Genomic DNA, 15,996 nt, shown 5'->3' with positions numbered 1-15,996 from the left:
GTAGGAAAAGGAGAGCAAGAATGTACAAAATTTTAGTGGTGGAAGACGATGCAACTATCAACCAAGTTATTTGTGAATTTTTAAAAGAACATGGGTACCAAGTGAAGGCAGCAGTAGATGGAAAAGAAGCCCTAAATTATTTTGAGCAAGACAGCTTTGACTTGATCCTCTTAGATATTATGCTGCCAACTATCAGTGGTCTAGATGTGTTGAAAGAAATCCGGAAAACTTCTCAGGTACCAGTGATGATGTTGACAGCTCTTGATGATGAATACACTCAGCTCGTCAGCTTCAACCATTTAATCAGTGATTATGTGACTAAACCGTTTTCGCCCTTAATTTTGATGAAACGAATTGAAAATGTTTTACGTAGTTCCATCACCTATTCTGAAATTATCATTGATGACTTACGCGTATCCTTAGAAGATTGTACTGTTTATTGGAAAGGGGAAAAAATGTCTCCGACAAAGACAGAGTATGAGCTGATCGAAACCCTCGCCAAACGCAAGTACCACCTTGTGACCAGAGAGCAGCTGATGGATGTTATCTGGGGTTATAGCGAATTAGATACGCGAGTTCTAGATAACCACATTAAGAATATTCGGAAGAAGATACCAGGTATTCCTTTGGTGACCATCACCGGTATGGGGTATCAGTTGGGGAGAGATGACTAGTGAAAATTGCTAAAAAACACTTTCTCTTAACAAGTGGCATGGTCTTTGTTGTCGTAACGACTTTGCTGACAACTTTGTATTTTGTCATGCCGATTTACTACCAATCAGTGAAAACAGCAGAAGTAACGCAGGAATTTAGCCAAGTTTCCCAAAGCATTCAAGGGAAATCCGAAGAGGAAATCGAGGCTCTTCTCACCTATTACGATAAAAAGAATCTGCGTATGTGGTATGCTTTATCGGATGCGACAGGAAAACTCTACTATCCAAAGATAGAGGCCTCGGATGAGGGGATAGCAGTTCAAGTCAGCCCCTTTATTGTGGCAGATAATGAGCGTGCCCAATTAAAAGAAGTCATCACAGATGCGGACGGTCAAAATTATACTTTAGAAGGCGAATATTCTCTACAACCCGTTTCGGACGCCAGTCAGGTGCTGTTTGAGTTATCACCTTATTTATTGCTCTTTTCTCTGTGTCTAGGAGTCGTTCTGTCCTTTATCTATAGTCGAATTTCGACCAAACGTCTCAAGCAAATTTCTGCCACAACCCGAAAAATGGTGAGCCTATCCCCAGATGTTTTCTGTCAAGTCAATGGAAATGATGAAATTGCTGATTTAGCGCAGGATGTCAATACACTCTATGAAAGTCTCTTGCGTCATATGGAAGCCTTGCGACTAGAAAACGAGAAAGTCGCAGAAAGTGAGCGAAGCAAGGCAGAATTTTTACGGATGACCTCGCATGAACTTAAGACACCGATTGCAGGTATGCTTGGTATTGTAGACGGTATGATTTATGGGATTGGCGATTTTAAGAATCGGGACAAATACCTCAAAAAATGCCGTGAAATGCTGGAAGAGCAATCGCAGCTTGTCCAATCGATTCTAGCGATTTCCAAATTAGAGATGCAGGATGTAGAAGAACAAACCAGTGTCTTTTCCTTATCAGATGTCCTAGATGAGCAGGTTGGATTTTACCAGACCTTGGCTACTGTACAGGGCTATCGATTTGTCGCAAAGATTTTACCAGTAGAGATAGAAGGCAATCAAACTTATTTACTCAAGGCAATCAAGAATATTTTAGATAATGCCTTTCATTATACAAAAGCTGGGGGAGACATTCACTTATCCGTAGACCAACAGCAGTTGATTATTGAAAATGAGGCAGAAAAAATCTTAAGCGAGGAGCAAATCAAACAGATTTTCCAACCCTTTTATCGACCGGATTACAGTCGTAGTCGCAAGGACGGTGGAACGGGACTAGGTCTCTTTATTGTGCAGCAGATTTTAGATCAGCACCAGTTGACCTACCGTTTTGAAGCAATTGATGAGAAGTGGATGCGCTTTAGCATTTTCTTTTAGAGGATAGAAGAAAAGCATAGAAACAGACAAATTTCTATGCTTTTCGTATGTTATAGTGGGAATTTTAGTTTGCCCAGAATTTTTCTGCAATCTCTTGCCCTTGCTTGATTTTAGCCCATTGTTCAGCAGTAGACAATTCATTTCCAGAATCACATGAGGCAAAGCCGCATTGGTGAGAAAGGTAGAGGCGTTCTTTTGGAATGATTTGACTAGCTTGCTCGAGTAATTGGTAGACCCGTTCTTCATCATCGAGGGTGTTTGTCTTACTAGAGAGGAGGCCTAAGACGATTTCAGCTTTGGAATCTTTGAGGCTTTCAAGTGCTTTTAAATCTCCAGCACGCTCGTCATCCCACTCAAGGAAGAAGCGGTCATAGTGTTGATCACGGAGGAATTTTTGAGCGATAGCTTCATAGGTACCACCAGCTGCATGACGGCTTTCGTAGTTTCCACGGCAGTTGTGAGTCCAAACTGTCAAGCCAAGTTCATGAGCGAAATCGACTACCTCATTGTTGAGAGCGACAAAGGAATCTGCCAAATCAGACAGAGCAGCATTGCCGTCAGCAAAGAAGCTAGCTGGGTTGTTTTCATCAAATAATTCCCAGAGACAGTCATCGAATTGGATAATCTTACCACCAGCGGTCTTGTAATCTTCAAGAAATTCTTTGTAGGCCTTGACAACTCCAGCTTGTAATGCCTCTGCTGTTGGGTAAATCTGCCCTTCTCCATATAGGCGGTCGAAGACAGATAGTTCAGTAAAGGCATGAGCAGGTCCCCAGACGGTTAGTTTTGTTGCAGTATCTCCTGCTTCAGCTTTGACCAATTTATAAATGTCGATAAAATGGTGGTTTTTCCCAGATAATTCTTCCGTAATGCGGATACCGATATCCTTACGTGTTTCAAAATGGCCACCGTCATGATCCTTAAAGGTATAACCATGTTCTGCGATATAGCGCTCGATTCCTTTGAAACCCCAGATAAAGTCAAGATGCCACATTGATTTTGAATATTCACCGTCTGTCACGATGTCAATGCCATTTTCCTTTTGTTCAGCAATAATTGCTTTGATATCCTTAGTTTCCGTTTCTTGGTAGCCTGGAAAATCTTGATAGAAAGGATAGTTGATGTCATCACGGTGCTCGATTTGCGTCTTGTAGTCCCGTAAATCAGCTGGACGTAGGAGAGAGCCTACGAGTTGAAATCTTGATCTTGTCATGTTCATTTCTCCATTTCTCGTTGATGTTTTTATTCTATCGAAAGTAGATGAAAATGAAAAATAGTTATTTTGAAAGAAATGCTATAGTCGAAAGCTATATCTTATGGGAATGCCCTTCTAGCCTATTTTCTTCCCTTGAAATATGGTATAATGACTAAAATGACAGCTAGAAAAATGAGGTTTACATGAAGAAACAATCAGTCTTTGTTGCAGTAGGAATTGTGATGTTAGGAGCGGTGATGCGCGTGCCGATTACAGCCATTCCTCCGATTTTAACAGATATTGCAAGTAGCTTGGGAGTGTCGGTCAGTGAGTTGGGGCTTCTTACTTCTATTCCGCTTCTCATGTTTGCTCTCTGCTCTTCTATCGCTCCGAAAGTAGCCAATCGCTTTGGCATGGAGCGGTTGATGAGTGGGGTCTTACTCACTATGGCAATCGGCTCGCTGTTGCGGATTGTCAATCTTCCTTTTTTGTATTTGGGAACGATTCTAGTAGGGGCAACCATTGCTATGATTAATGTCTTATTGCCCAGTATCGTTGCAGCCAGTTTTCCGCATAAGATTGGTCTATATACCACCCTATACATTACGATGATGGGGCTCATGTCTACGGTAGCATCAATGGTGGCTGTTCCCATTGTGGCAGCAACATCATGGTCTTTCTTTATCATCTTGGTGACAGGCTTTGTCGGACTAGCTTTTCTGTTTTGGCTCCCAAATATGCGACAGAATCATCATACTGCCCAAACAGAAGTAATGGCAACTTCATCGCTTTGGAAGAACAAGTATGCGGTCATTTTTCTAGTCTTTAGTGGTCTGCAATCCATGCTCTTTTACACCGAGTTGACATGGTTGCCAACGATGGCACAAACCGCAGGTTTAGCTCAAGCTCAGGCAGGATTTTTAGCTGGGATTTTTAGTTTGGTGAGTATACCTGTTTCCATGGTGATTCCTGGAATTGTCTCACGCCTGAAAAAAGAGCAACGAGCAATCATGATGACTGGCTTATCTTGCCTAACCCTAATGGGTCTCGTCCTGATGTTATTCACACCAACAACCTTTATCATGTGGTTGATTATTCATCTCTTGCTCGGCTTATCTGTCAGTGCTTTGTTCCCTTACATGATGTTGTCGCTGTCCCTAAAAACTAGTAATAGTCAAGCAACGGCTCGCTTATCAGGGATGGTTCAGACCGGAGGCTATCTCATTGCAGCGATAGGACCTGCTGTTTTAGGGTATAGCTATTCGATTGCAGCTTCTTGGGTACCCCTGATTATCAGTCTACTGCTTGTCACACTTGGCATGATAGTCACGATTTTCTTGATTGAAAAAGAAGATGTGATTGTGTGATGAAAAGAAGAAACTGTTGGATCTTCCGTCCAGCAGTTTTTACGTATTATAGTGAATTGCATAAAGGTTAGGACATCGTTCAGCAAGGCGAGTTAACGACATCAGAGTTTGATTTTTGACGAGTATCAATCCACTATACAGCAGTCAGTAGGGGTAAGGCTTGATGTGCTGATTGGCTCAACTAAAAGAACAGAATTTTCTGAAAATAATTGACCGAGCCATTGAAGTAGGATATAATAGTAAGAAAAGAATACGATCCTGTAAGGGCTTTGTTGCTTGTGTTTTGGATAGTTTCATAGTGTGAGGGTAGACAAATGGATAGCGCAATGGGAAAAATCAACAAAATCAAAGAAGAATATCAAGAAACAAGAAGCCATGCAGGAGAAGACTTTTTAGAGTGGGTCATTAAACGAAAGCTTAGCTGGGGAGTGAGGTGGGTCCTTGTTCTCCTGATTGTAGTTGGTTGGCATCTTTTTTTGCTTGATGTGATGAATCTAGCAAGGCTGTTTGGGCTCCTAGTGCTTTTCTTCCTTTGCTTTATGTTAAGGAGTTTGTTCCACTTTTTCGGTTCAATTTATAGGCGAATAAAAAAGAAATGGATAGAATAGAATCCGTTACGCTCTTATCTTGTAGAAATGAAAAAGAGGTTGGGACAAGCTCAGTTTTGAGTCAAAATATAAAAAAACACATAAAATCAAGGTTCAGAGAACATGATCTTATGTGTTTTTACTATTTGAAGAGCTTTGCTCAGCTTTTTTATATTATAATGTTCACACTCATTTTTTTATACGTACTCTTCCCAGATTACATTCTTTTGTGGGTAAGGACGAAGTCACAATGGAGGTTTGTCCCAGCCTCTGAAGTTATTTCAATTCTTTCTTTTTGAATAAGTGATAGCTACTTATAAGGTAGATAATTGTAAAAAAGCAAGCGATGATTGTGCTAGCAGTCCAATTTGTATCCATATTTTGTAAAGCGCGAAATAAGAAAATGTCATTGGGAATAGAAATATGAAGAAGATTATTTGTAATCAGATGAAGAACATTATCGAACAGGAGAACGATGAGAATAAAGGAAAGATAGGACTGATTGATTTTCTTAAAGGCGATAAAGAGGGTAGAAGAGAGTAGGATAATGCAGATGTAAAGAGGGAGTTGGTGAATAAAAATCGACCGACTAGTTGTGATATCAACTTCGCCTCCTAGAAGAATACGCATGAGAAGTGCTAGAGTGTAAGCAAAAAGGATGTATAGTAGGTTGATAACAAGATTTGTGAGAATTTTGTAGAGAAAAATAGCATTTCGTTTTTGTTTTTTGACAATGAGATTGTTAATTGTTCGGTGATGGAAATCTTCTCCAAATAGGAGATTTGTAGGAGCAAGAAAAAAGAGTGGAAGAAACTGTGTCAAGAGCTGAATTAGGCTATAGGAATCCTCCTTTGAAGGGCTACTGCTGAGTAAAAAGGCAGATAGTAGTGATAAGGCAATTAGGATTGAAAGGGATAAAATCAGTTTTCTTTCTTTTAGGATACGATAAAGGTCTGCTTTAAGATAATTCATTGCTAGATTCTCCTTCTTGAATGAGTTGTAGATAGTAGTTTTCAAAAGCGATTTTCTTATTGAAAATTGCTTTTAGTTCAATATGTTCGTGAATTAGCTGTGCTATGAGGGACATAATCTCTGTCTCCTTTGGAAGAATGAGGTAATCATCTTCTTCTTGGAACGAAATGTCTTGTTTTTGCAGAAGAATTTTAGTTGCTTCAAGATTAGTTGTTGCTAGATAGAGTTTTTCTTCTAGTTCTTGTTGGAGTTCTGTTTTTGAAAATTGTCGTAAGATTTTCCCTTTATGCATGATAATATATCGATCTACGACTAATTCTAATTCTGATAAGATATGGCTAGAGATTAAAATAGTCATGTTGTACTGTTCACGTAGAGTAAGAATGATATTTCGCATATCTCGGATACCTGCGGGGTCTAAGCCGTTGATAGGTTCATCGAGAATGAGAAAATCTGGACGATCCAAGATAGCCATAGCAATCGCTAGTCTTTGCCGCATACCAAGGGAAAAATCCTTAGCTTTCTTGTGTGGATCAACCTCTTGGAGACCAACTATTTCAAGAGTTTCTTCAATAATCTGCTGTCTATTTTTTAATCCTAGTTGTAGGGCAATATAGTGAAGATTTCCTTCCGCTGAGAGATTTGGTTGCAGAGCAGGTGATTCAATGAGTGCACCGATGCGATAGGGTTGGGATGAAAAAATTTCACCGGATGTTGGTGCGATTAGACCAGAGAGGATTCGCAAAAGAGTCGTCTTTCCTGCTCCATTTTCTCCGACAAGACCACAGATTTCCCCTTTTTGAATGGAGAAGGAAATGTGGTTGACAGCCTTTTGAGAGGCATACTGTTTTGTTAAGGATTGTAAGGCTAAAAGTGTGGACATGTTGTCTCCTTTCCAATTTCTATTAAACTAGAACTATGGTATACTATTTTTTAACTGAAATAGATTTTATTACATATCTGTAAAGAGGTGTTACATGAAAGAACAGTATGGAAAAGTTTTTAAAATTATTCGAGAATCAAAGAATATGTCTTTAAAAGAGGTCGCTGGAGATTTTGTAACTCCTGCTCAGTTATCACGTTTTGAGAATGGAAAGAGCAATCTGACGGTTGATACATTTTTCCATTGTTTGAATAATATGGATGTTTTGCAGGGAGAGTTCTCAACTTTTTATAACAATTATTATGGTATTGGGGATATACGTTTATCTAATGAACTTTATGAAGCTATAGAAAATAGGAATATTGATTTTTTAAGACGCATTCTTACTGATTATGAATGTAAGTATCGTGATACAGCAAGGAAATCGGATCGTCTGATGATTGCTGTGCTACATGTTTTTATGAATAAGTGTGATTCAACTATTGTTATTCCCAGAGAAGAAAAGAGAGTGATAACCGATTATTTGATGTCTATTGATGAGTGGTGCAGATATGAATTATGGATATTAAGTAATTGTGCTCGTTCTTTAGAAACAAAGGCTTTAGAAGTTTTAGGACAAGAAGCAATAACTCGAAGTCAATTTTATGATAGTATTGAAGAGAATCAAAGAAAAACTTATCGGTTGCTATTGAACATTACAGGAGTTTTATTGGATAGAGGAGAAGAAAGAATAGCCTCTAAGTTTATTAGACTCCTTGATAATTTTAATATTTTAGACAGTTATCTTATGGAAAAATTACGGTTAAAATTTTGCAAAGCTCATTTAAGATATTTACAAGGTTTTGAAGATGCGTTAGATATTATGAAAGAGTGCTTAAAAATGACCAATCTTGTAGAGAGTTATAGTATTTCTAGGCAAATTGAGCAAACTATCAGCCAACTTACAGATATGTAACGATTTTTAAATGAATTGATTTTTCCTGTAGAATGATTCTTGTAAGTCTTACAAACAACAAGCATATATTTATCATCCATTGGAGAGAAAATCATGAAAAAATTATTAGTCGTTATATTATTAGTGGGAATTAGTTTTGTGTCAATATTTCATTTTATTAAACCATCATTAGAAAAGCCAATAAATACTAAATTTATTCCATTTGGGAAGGTTGATTTTTCCGATGATTATGATGATTATAATTCTGATTATGATACAGATGACTCGGATGATATTACCAGTCAATTTGGCAATTTTATTAAGAATCACAAAACTCCGTTTTCTAAAACAATTGAAAGATAGTTGTCTTCTTCTTTTGAGCATGAAAAGATAATGAAAAAGAAATGGATAGGCTAGAATCCGTTACGCTCTTATCTTGTAGAAATGAAAAAATACCCTAGTAGGGTATAACTCGCCTGTTTATTTCCAAGCTCGTGAAAAAATGCTCCACTGGAGCATGACTCGCCTGTTTATTTCTAGGCTCGCGAAAAAACGAGGTTGAGACAAAAGTCTCTTACCTCGTTACGTTACATAGTTTTAACAGTTTAGCGCAGTAGTTGTCTGGTTTGTAAAATGTTGATAAATCAACATTCTAGTAGAAGAGGCTAGCGAACATTTCGCTAGCTCTATTTCCAACCTTTCACAATTCTTAATTGTGAAAGCTAGTCAACTTGCGGGGGTGGGACAACGAAATCGAACTCTTACGAGTTACCGATTTCTGTCCCACTCCCAACTCGCTTTTTGATTTTCAGGCTCGTGAAAAAATGCTCCACTGGAGCATTTTTTTAATGTGCAACACGGCGGCGTGCTGCTTTTTTGCGATTTTCTTCGATGAACGCTTCTTTCTTTTCTTCAGGTTCAATGATTGTTTTATGAATCGTAAAGACAGCACCTGCAGCAAGAGCGACTGTACTAGCTACTCCCGTTAAGAAACCTTTTCCAAAACCTTTAGCCATAGTTCTTTCTCCTTTACTTATGTTATAATAGATTGTAGCGAAAAAACAAAAAATTTTCAAGGAAAAAGATGAAAACAAAGATAATAGCAGTGGTAGGACCGACTGCGGTGGGGAAAACTGCCCTAGGAATTGAGCTTGCACAGCGCTATAATGGAGAGATTATTAGTGGCGACAGTCAGCAGGTTTATCGACAATTAGATATTGGAACAGCCAAGGCAACCAAGGAAGAGCAGGGCCTTGCGCCCCACCATTTGATTGATGTGCGCGATGTGACAGAAGGCTATTCTGCCTATGATTTTGTAGCAGAAGCTAGCCAGTTGATTGCGGAACTTGCTGAAAAAGGAAAGGTGCCGATTATCGTAGGTGGCACAGGTCTTTATATTCAAAGTTTGCTGGAGGGCTATCATTTGGGTGGTCAGGTGGCACATGAGGAGATTCTCGCCTACCGAAAAGAGCTAGACACTTGGCCAGATGAGCGTTTATTTGGGAAAATAGCAGAGCTGGGAATTGAAATTCCCCAAATCAACCGCCGTCGTGCTATGAGGCAATTGGAGTTGGCACATTTTGGTCAAGAGTTGGAAAACCAAGAACCACCTTATGAAGCCTTAGTGATTGGCCTGTCAGATGAACGAGCTGTCTTATATGAACGCATCAACCAGCGTGTGAATCAGATGGTGGAAGTCGGCTTGTTAGAAGAAGCCAAGTGGCTCTATGAAACCTATCCAACAGCTCAAGCCAGTTTGGGAATTGGATACAAGGAATGGTTTCCTTATTTTAAAGGGGAGATAACTGTCACAGAAGCGATTGACAAGGTCAAGCAAAACACCCGCCGCTTTGCCAAACGCCAATTGACCTGGTTTCGTAACCGCATGCAGGTGGTGTTTGACCTCGTATCTGAAGAGGGATTCAAGGACCAGATTTTCCAACGAGTAACGGAATTTTTAGAGGAAAAATCATGATTGAAACGAGAAAAGAAGAAGAGCGTGCCTTGCTGATTGGAGTAGAACTGCAGCAGACAGAAAACTTTGTCATGTCTATGGAAGAACTTGCGAGTCTTGCTAAAACAGCTGGTGCAGTTGTAAAAGGTAGCTACACCCAGAAGCGAGAAAAGTACGACAGCAAGACCTTTATCGGTTCAGGAAAATTAGAAGAAATTAAGCTCATGGTGGAAGCAGATGGCATTGATACCGTCATTGTCAATAATCGCTTGACCCCACGGCAGAACGTCAATTTAGAGGAAATCTTGGGCGTGAAAGTCATTGACCGCATGCAATTGATTTTGGACATCTTTGCCATGAGAGCAAGGAGCCATGAGGGGAAATTACAAGTGCACTTGGCTCAATTGAAGTACATGCTACCACGCCTGATTGGGCAGGGAATTATGCTGAGTCGGCAAGCTGGGGGAATTGGTTCTCGTGGACCTGGTGAAAGTCAGCTAGAGCTCAATCGTCGTAGCATTCGTAACCAGATTGCTGATATTGAACGGCAATTGAAAATCGTTGAGAAAAATCGTGCAACGATTCGAGAGCGCAGAATCCAATCAGGTGTGTTCAAAATCGGTCTTATTGGTTATACTAATGCAGGAAAGTCAACGATTATGAATGCTCTGACAGATAAGCGCCAGTATGAGGCAGATGAATTGTTTGCGACCTTAGATGCAACGACTAAGCAGGTACAGCTGTCCGATACCTTCCAAGTAACGGTGACCGATACGGTTGGATTTATCCAGGATTTACCGACAGAGTTGATTTCAGCTTTTAAATCAACCTTGGAAGAATCGATGACTGTCGACTTGCTACTCCATGTGATTGATGCTTCTGATCCCAATCATACTGAGCAGGAAGAAGTTGTCTTGACCATTTTGCAAGAGTTAGAGATGTTGGACATTCCACGCCTGGCTCTTTATAATAAACTAGATAAGACAGATGATCACTTTACACCGAGTCAATTTCCGCATGTCATGCTATCTGCCAAAGATGAGAATGCCAAATCCCATATCCAGATGATGGTCTTAGCAAAAATCAAAACCATGTTTGAGCCATTTGAGATTCGCGTCCCCCTGAAAGACAGTTATACACTGCATGACCTTGGGCGGATAGCCTTAATCGATATGCGCTTTTATGAAGATGATGTGGAGATCATCAAGGGCTATATTTCAAAGAAAGATAAGTGGAAATTAGAGGAATTTGAAAATGGATTATATTAATCTGGCCTTGAAATACGGTGGTTTTACGAGTCTTGATAGGGTGTATCTGACACGGCAATTAAAAGGCTTAACGGATAGTCAAAAGCTGGCCTTTATCACACCGCCACCCTCTGTGATTAATGCTTATTTTGCAGAAATCTATCAGAAACAAGGACCAAAGGCTGCGACGGATTATTATCTCGAACTATCCTGTCAACTTCATCTCTTGACAGTTTGTCCGTCATTTGAAGAGAAAAAACCATTTGTTCGCCTGAATCTATCTGGAAAGTCGTTTGGTTTTGCCTATCATAATGAGGCAGAATTAGCACAAGTATTTGCTGAAAAAAATGAGCCAGTAACGTCTGATTTGCTTTTTGAGATTGCACAGATTTTTCCTCATTACTCCGTTTTTGTCAAAGATGACCTGATTTGGATGCAGCCCTTGGCTATCGATGAGGACAGTCTTATAGCAGTAGAGAGTTCTTATCTCTTAACAGACCTTGCTGAAAGTGCGGACTGGGTGCAGATTTCAGGTTTTAACCAAGAAGAGGTGATAGAGATTGCAAGCCAGTATTCCGGTCAAGCCTACTATGCTTGGTCAGGAAGAAAAGCGATTATCTCTATTCAAAAATAGAAAGAAGTATATGTATATTCAATTTTTAGGAACTGGAGCGGGACAGCCCTCCAAAGCACGTAATGTATCGAGTTTAGCATTGAAATTACTCGATGAAATCAATGAAGTCTGGTTGTTTGATTGTGGGGAGGGAACGCAAAACCGGATTTTAGAAACTGCTATTCGACCACGAAAGATTAGTAAGATTTTTATTACTCATTTACATGGTGACCATATCTTTGGTTTACCAGGCTTTTTATCGAGTCGCTCTTTTCAAGGAAATGAAGAGCAGACTGATATTGATATTTATGGACCGATAGGTATCCGCCAGTTTGTCTTGACGAGTCTGAAAGTATCGGGTTCTCGCCTACCTTACCGCATTCATTTTCATGAGTTTGATGTTGATACGGTAGAAAGGGTGCTTGATACAGATAAATTCACGGTATTTGCAGATCAACTTGACCATACGGTACCCTGTGTCGGCTATCGTGTGGTTCAAAAAGATTTGGAAGGAACGTTAGATGCAGAAGCGCTTCGTGCGGCAGGTGTACCATTTGGTCCCCTCTTTGGAAAGATTAAAAATGGTGAAAATGTTATCTTAGAAGACGGCAGAGAAATTGTAGCTAGCGACTATCTTTCTCCTCCGCGACCTGGTAAGGTTGTCACAATCTTAGGGGATACCCGCAAATGCCATGCTAGTGTGCGGCTAGCGGTTAATGCAGATGTATTGGTGCATGAGGCGACTTATGGTAAGGGTGATGAGGTCATCGCTCGAAAACATGGTCATTCGACCAATATGGAGGCAGCCTTGGTGGCAAAAGATGCAGGAGCCAAACGCTTGCTGCTCAATCATATTAGTCCGCGCTTCTTATCTAAGGATATTAGTCAGCTTCGCAAGGATGCAAGTACGATTTTTGAGAATGTCCACATTGTAAAAGATTTGGAAGAGGTTGAAGTGTGAGAAAGATTTTAATAACAGGAGCTTCTGGTGGTCTAGTACAAGAAATGGTGCCACTCTTAGCAGAGGATTTTCTGATTTTATTGGGACGAGATAAGGAAAAATTAGAGCAATTATATGCCTTTCATGAGCAAAAGGTTATTTATGATACAGATCTTCGAGATGAAGAGGCCCTAAAGACTCTCATCCAAAAAGTAGAGCGACAAATCGGTCGGATTGATATTTTGGTCAATAATGCTGGATATGGGCGGTTTGCGGATTTTGATGAATTTTCAAGTCAAGAAGTACGGGACATGTTTGAAATTAATACCTTTGCCTTGATGACCCTATCTCGCTTGGTCGGTGAGCAGATGAAGCAGGCACAAAAGGGACAGATTATCAATATTGTCAGCATGGCTGGTTTAATTGCGTCAAGTAAATCTTCTGTTTATTCGGCTAGTAAATTTGCAGCAATTGGTTTTTCCAATGCCCTTCGCTTGGAATTGGCTCCTTCACAGGTTGTCGTCACAACTGTCAATCCTGGTCCAATTGCAACAACCTTCTTTGATCAGGCAGATCCAGAGGGAGCCTATTTAGAATCTGTCAAGGCCTTTTTACTACAGCCTAAAGATGTCGCACGTAAGATTGTTTCCGTTATGGGAACGAAAAAACGAGAATTGAATCTGCCCTGGGTCTTGGCAGTAGCCCATAAATGCTATACCTTGTGGCCTAGCTTAGCTGATTTTTTAGCACGAACTATTTTTAATTATAAATGATTACTATTTATGGATGAATAGAACACGGATTAAGAGCTATATAAAAAAGGGACGCAGATGTTCCAGCTTTAGCTGGTTACAGCAGAGGTTCCCTTTAGGGATAAGTCTTCCTAGCTCCAAAGGTATCGTATACCTTTGGAGCTGAGTGATAGGAGTTTGCAGAGCAAACTCTCCTCTGATTTTTCGTCAGACTTCCTATCTTACCGTAGCTGTTACGAGCTTGCTCGTTCTACAGATACGGATGCCCTAGGGGTACACTGTGTGCTTTTAACGCTCTCGTATCTTATGAAACTGAACTCGAGCTGAGCACTGTGTGAAAAAGAGATGCAGATGTTCCAACTTTAGTTGGTTACAACTGAGACTCCCTTTAGGGATAAGTCTTCCTAGAGTCTGCTGACTCTTCGTCAGACTTCCTATTTTGCCGTAGCTGTTACGAGCTTGCTCGTTCTACAGATACGGATGCCCTAGGGGTACACTGTGTGCTTCTAACGCTCTCGTATCTTATGAAACTGAACTCGAGCTACAACTCACTGACAATCATGTTGGGGTTAGAGTTGCCAACGATAGGTCACAGTAGGCATCTGGTTGTTGCTATCACAACAACCTAGTTGCCTTTGTGGGGGTCTCACGACGAAGCCTAAAGGCTTACTGTTCGGCCGCCTATTTTGTCTAGGAGTTGTTTAACGCTCTCGTATCTTATGAAACTGAACTCGAGCTAAGCACTGTGTGAAAAAGATAAGTCTTCCTAGAGTCTGCTGACTCTTCGTCAGACTTCCTATTTTCCCTGTGTGCTTTTAACGCTCTCGTATCTTATGAAAGGAGATGGCATGACAAAGTTATGGAGATTAATCTATAGTCGTACTTTTATTGTTCTTTTATTGCTTGGAGTGACGGTTGGAGCTGTTTTATGGACTGTGACCTCGGCGACAGCATTGGCTCCAGCCTTGTTATCTGTTTTACAACTCTTTTCGATTCTTGTAGCGATTTCGGTCATCAACCGGCCTATGAATGCTAGTTTCAAGCTGACCTGGCTTATTTTTATTATTGGTATTCCCATTTTCGGCGCTCTTTTTTACTTTATTTTACAGTCCAATATTGAAACCAAACGCTATCGTAAGACGTTTAAACGGCAGAGTTTGTTGCTCCGCCAGTATGGACATACCTCTCATAAGGTACTAAATGCCCTTGCTGAGCAGGATAAGGATCAATTAAAATTAGCCCATTACATGAATCAGTATGTCGGCTATGCCCTTCATGCCAATACGGATGCGACCTATTTTTCATCTGGAGAAGCTAAGTTTGAAGCCTTGTTAAGGGAATTGCGCAAGGCCGAAAAATATATCTTCATGGAATATTTTATCGTTGATTTTGGCTATATGTGGGATTCTATCCTAGAAATTTTAAAGGAAAAGGCAGTTCAAGGTGTAGAAGTTCGTTTTTTGTATGATGGGACCAATTCCTTGACTTTGTTGCCCTATACCTATTATAAAACCCTGAGAAAATATGGTATTAAAGCTAAGGTCTTTTCTCAGATTATCCCAGCCTTATCCACTGTGCAAAACAATCGTGACCACCGAAAAATTGCGGTCATAGACGGAAAGGTGGCCTTTACTGGTGGTGTCAATATTGCAGATGAGTACATCAACCGCAAAGAGCGCTTTGGTCATTGGAAAGATGCCGCAATTATGGTCAAGGGAGAAGCGGTTGCCAATTTTACTCTCATGTTCTTGCAGATGTGGAATTTCAATGAAAAGACACAAAATAATGATTTGACCTACTTGAAAGACCACCATGACCAAGAAAAGGCAATCGTTGACTCAGAAGGCTTTTTCTTGCCCTATGGGGAGAGTCCATTTGACGGAGATGAAGTGGCAAAGCGTGTCTGCTTGGATATGATTCAGTCAGCTACAAAATATATCTATATCATGACCCCCTATCTTGTCTTGGATGATGAAATGATGGACAATTTGACCTATGCAGCCAAACGTGGGGTAACTGTCCGCTTGCTCTTGCCTCATATCTATGATAAGCAGTCGGCCTATCTGGCGGCTCGAACAGATTTCCCAACCTATCTGGAAGCAGGCGTTGAGATTTATGAATACACACCTGGATTTGTCCATTCTAAGGTCGTACTTGTTGATGATAAAAAAGCAACGGTTGGTACGGTCAATATGGATTTTCGTAGTTTCTATCTCAATTTTGAATGTGGTCTGTATATCTACAAACACCGTCAAGTCCTAGCAGATATTCACAAGGATTTTGAAGAATCCTTTGCTAAGTCAGAGCGTATTACCCTCATCGATTTTGCTCGAACTTATCCGTGGTATAAACGCTTTGCAGGCGCGTTTATGAAGATTATCGCTCCCCTCTTATAAGAAGAAAGTTCCTTGGTGCTCCAACACCAAGGTTTTTTTAGTACTAGGAGCACTTCCTAGAAGCAAATTTTTTAAAGGGGAATGGCCTATTTTATAAGTGAAAACGTTTCATTTTATGGTAAAATAG

At 40.2% G+C, this 15,996-nt stretch carries 15 protein-coding genes; 11 read left to right on the top strand and 4 right to left on the bottom strand.

The window, feature by feature from the left end:
- Window positions 1-20 precede the first annotated feature (20 nt).
- Window positions 21-674, top strand: coding sequence for a response regulator transcription factor (locus tag J5M87_RS06740; RefSeq protein ID WP_154608424.1), 654 nt, complete (start codon window positions 21-23; stop codon window positions 672-674).
- Window positions 674-2,029 carry a sensor histidine kinase gene (locus J5M87_RS06735; RefSeq protein WP_160463257.1) on the top strand — a complete coding sequence of 452 codons (1,356 nt, stop codon included), beginning with the start codon at window positions 674-676 and terminating at the stop codon, window positions 2,027-2,029. The genes J5M87_RS06740 and J5M87_RS06735 overlap by 1 nt, the downstream gene beginning before the upstream one ends.
- 64 nt (window positions 2,030-2,093) lie before the next feature.
- Here the strand turns inward: J5M87_RS06735 and J5M87_RS06730 are convergent, their stop codons facing one another.
- On the bottom strand, window positions 2,094-3,242 hold the full coding sequence (locus J5M87_RS06730; RefSeq protein WP_154608423.1) for a cobalamin-independent methionine synthase II family protein: 1,149 nt from the start codon (window positions 3,240-3,242) through the stop codon (window positions 2,094-2,096).
- Window positions 3,243-3,427: 185 nt separating this feature from the next.
- On the opposite strand from J5M87_RS06730, the gene J5M87_RS06725 reads away from it, so the two are divergent.
- Window positions 3,428-4,591 carry an MFS transporter gene (locus tag J5M87_RS06725; protein ID WP_154608422.1) on the top strand — a complete coding sequence of 388 codons (1,164 nt, stop codon included), beginning with the start codon at window positions 3,428-3,430 and terminating at the stop codon, window positions 4,589-4,591.
- Between the two features lie 863 nt (window positions 4,592-5,454).
- Here J5M87_RS06725 and J5M87_RS06720 read toward each other — a convergent pair.
- Window positions 5,455-6,150: an ABC transporter permease gene (locus J5M87_RS06720; RefSeq protein WP_154608420.1), complete on the bottom strand. Its 696-nt coding sequence runs from the start codon at window positions 6,148-6,150 to the stop codon at window positions 5,455-5,457.
- Window positions 6,137-7,033: an ATP-binding cassette domain-containing protein gene (locus J5M87_RS06715; protein ID WP_154608419.1), complete on the bottom strand. Its 897-nt coding sequence runs from the start codon at window positions 7,031-7,033 to the stop codon at window positions 6,137-6,139. The genes J5M87_RS06720 and J5M87_RS06715 overlap by 14 nt, the downstream gene beginning before the upstream one ends.
- 94 nt (window positions 7,034-7,127) lie before the next feature.
- On the opposite strand from J5M87_RS06715, the gene J5M87_RS06710 reads away from it, so the two are divergent.
- Entirely contained in the window at window positions 7,128-7,988 is an 861-nt protein-coding gene (locus J5M87_RS06710) for an Rgg/GadR/MutR family transcriptional regulator (protein WP_154608418.1), read from the top strand.
- A 93-nt stretch (window positions 7,989-8,081) separates the two neighbouring features.
- Window positions 8,082-8,330: a hypothetical protein gene (locus J5M87_RS06705; RefSeq protein ID WP_154608417.1), complete on the top strand. Its 249-nt coding sequence runs from the start codon at window positions 8,082-8,084 to the stop codon at window positions 8,328-8,330.
- A gap of 482 nt (window positions 8,331-8,812) precedes the next feature.
- On the opposite strand, the gene J5M87_RS06700 is transcribed toward J5M87_RS06705, so the two are convergent.
- The gene (locus tag J5M87_RS06700; protein WP_082815611.1) at window positions 8,813-8,983 is read right to left on the bottom strand and encodes a DUF3042 family protein; all 171 of its coding nucleotides are present in this window, start codon (window positions 8,981-8,983) and stop codon (window positions 8,813-8,815) included.
- 68 nt (window positions 8,984-9,051) lie between these two features.
- Between J5M87_RS06700 and miaA the strand changes: the two genes are divergently transcribed.
- The 6 genes from miaA to cls all read left to right on the top strand — a co-directional run bounded on the left by miaA (window position 9,052) and on the right by cls (window position 15,869).
- Window positions 9,052-9,942: a tRNA (adenosine(37)-N6)-dimethylallyltransferase MiaA gene (gene miaA / locus J5M87_RS06695; protein WP_154608416.1), complete on the top strand. Its 891-nt coding sequence runs from the start codon at window positions 9,052-9,054 to the stop codon at window positions 9,940-9,942.
- A complete protein-coding gene (hflX, locus tag J5M87_RS06690) occupies window positions 9,939-11,189 on the top strand; it encodes a GTPase HflX (protein ID WP_154608415.1) in 1,251 nt (416 codons plus the stop codon). Before miaA ends, hflX begins: the two co-directional genes overlap by 4 nt.
- Window positions 11,176-11,802 (top strand): cystathionine beta-lyase, encoded by a 627-nt coding sequence (locus J5M87_RS06685; RefSeq protein WP_154608414.1) that lies wholly within the window; start codon window positions 11,176-11,178, stop codon window positions 11,800-11,802. The genes hflX and J5M87_RS06685 overlap by 14 nt, the downstream gene beginning before the upstream one ends.
- A gap of 10 nt (window positions 11,803-11,812) precedes the next feature.
- Window positions 11,813-12,742, top strand: a complete 930-nt coding sequence (gene rnz, locus J5M87_RS06680) for a ribonuclease Z (protein WP_154608413.1) — start codon at window positions 11,813-11,815, stop codon at window positions 12,740-12,742.
- Window positions 12,739-13,494, top strand: coding sequence for an SDR family NAD(P)-dependent oxidoreductase (locus J5M87_RS06675; protein WP_160463258.1), 756 nt, complete (start codon window positions 12,739-12,741; stop codon window positions 13,492-13,494). Before rnz ends, J5M87_RS06675 begins: the two co-directional genes overlap by 4 nt.
- An 827-nt stretch (window positions 13,495-14,321) precedes the next feature.
- Window positions 14,322-15,869, top strand: a complete 1,548-nt coding sequence (gene cls / locus J5M87_RS06670) for a cardiolipin synthase (protein ID WP_154608412.1) — start codon at window positions 14,322-14,324, stop codon at window positions 15,867-15,869.
- The last annotated feature ends 127 nt before the right edge of the window (window positions 15,870-15,996 follow it).

It is taken from the genome of Streptococcus sp. zg-86 (genome assembly GCF_017639855.1).
Taxonomy (GTDB): domain Bacteria; phylum Bacillota; class Bacilli; order Lactobacillales; family Streptococcaceae; genus Streptococcus; species Streptococcus zhangguiae.
This window is presented reverse-complemented; position numbering and strand designations above follow the sequence as displayed.

Excerpts from the sequence above, each read along its gene's own strand:
- J5M87_RS06740 (WP_154608424.1), top strand. The coding sequence starts at position 21 with ATGTACAAAATTTTAGTGGTGGAAGACGATGCAACTATCAACCAAGTT.
- J5M87_RS06730 (WP_154608423.1), bottom strand. The coding sequence starts at position 3,242 with ATGACAAGATCAAGATTTCAACTCGTAGGCTCTCTCCTACGTCCAGCT.
- J5M87_RS06725 (WP_154608422.1), top strand. The coding sequence starts at position 3,428 with ATGAAGAAACAATCAGTCTTTGTTGCAGTAGGAATTGTGATGTTAGGA.
- J5M87_RS06720 (WP_154608420.1), bottom strand. The coding sequence starts at position 6,150 with ATGAATTATCTTAAAGCAGACCTTTATCGTATCCTAAAAGAAAGAAAA.
- J5M87_RS06715 (WP_154608419.1), bottom strand. The coding sequence starts at position 7,033 with ATGTCCACACTTTTAGCCTTACAATCCTTAACAAAACAGTATGCCTCT.
- J5M87_RS06710 (WP_154608418.1), top strand. The coding sequence starts at position 7,128 with ATGAAAGAACAGTATGGAAAAGTTTTTAAAATTATTCGAGAATCAAAG.
- J5M87_RS06705 (WP_154608417.1), top strand. The coding sequence starts at position 8,082 with ATGAAAAAATTATTAGTCGTTATATTATTAGTGGGAATTAGTTTTGTG.
- J5M87_RS06700 (WP_082815611.1), bottom strand. The coding sequence starts at position 8,983 with ATGGCTAAAGGTTTTGGAAAAGGTTTCTTAACGGGAGTAGCTAGTACA.
- miaA (WP_154608416.1), top strand. The coding sequence starts at position 9,052 with ATGAAAACAAAGATAATAGCAGTGGTAGGACCGACTGCGGTGGGGAAA.
- hflX (WP_154608415.1), top strand. The coding sequence starts at position 9,939 with ATGATTGAAACGAGAAAAGAAGAAGAGCGTGCCTTGCTGATTGGAGTA.
- J5M87_RS06685 (WP_154608414.1), top strand. The coding sequence starts at position 11,176 with ATGGATTATATTAATCTGGCCTTGAAATACGGTGGTTTTACGAGTCTT.
- rnz (WP_154608413.1), top strand. The coding sequence starts at position 11,813 with ATGTATATTCAATTTTTAGGAACTGGAGCGGGACAGCCCTCCAAAGCA.
- cls (WP_154608412.1), top strand. The coding sequence starts at position 14,322 with ATGACAAAGTTATGGAGATTAATCTATAGTCGTACTTTTATTGTTCTT.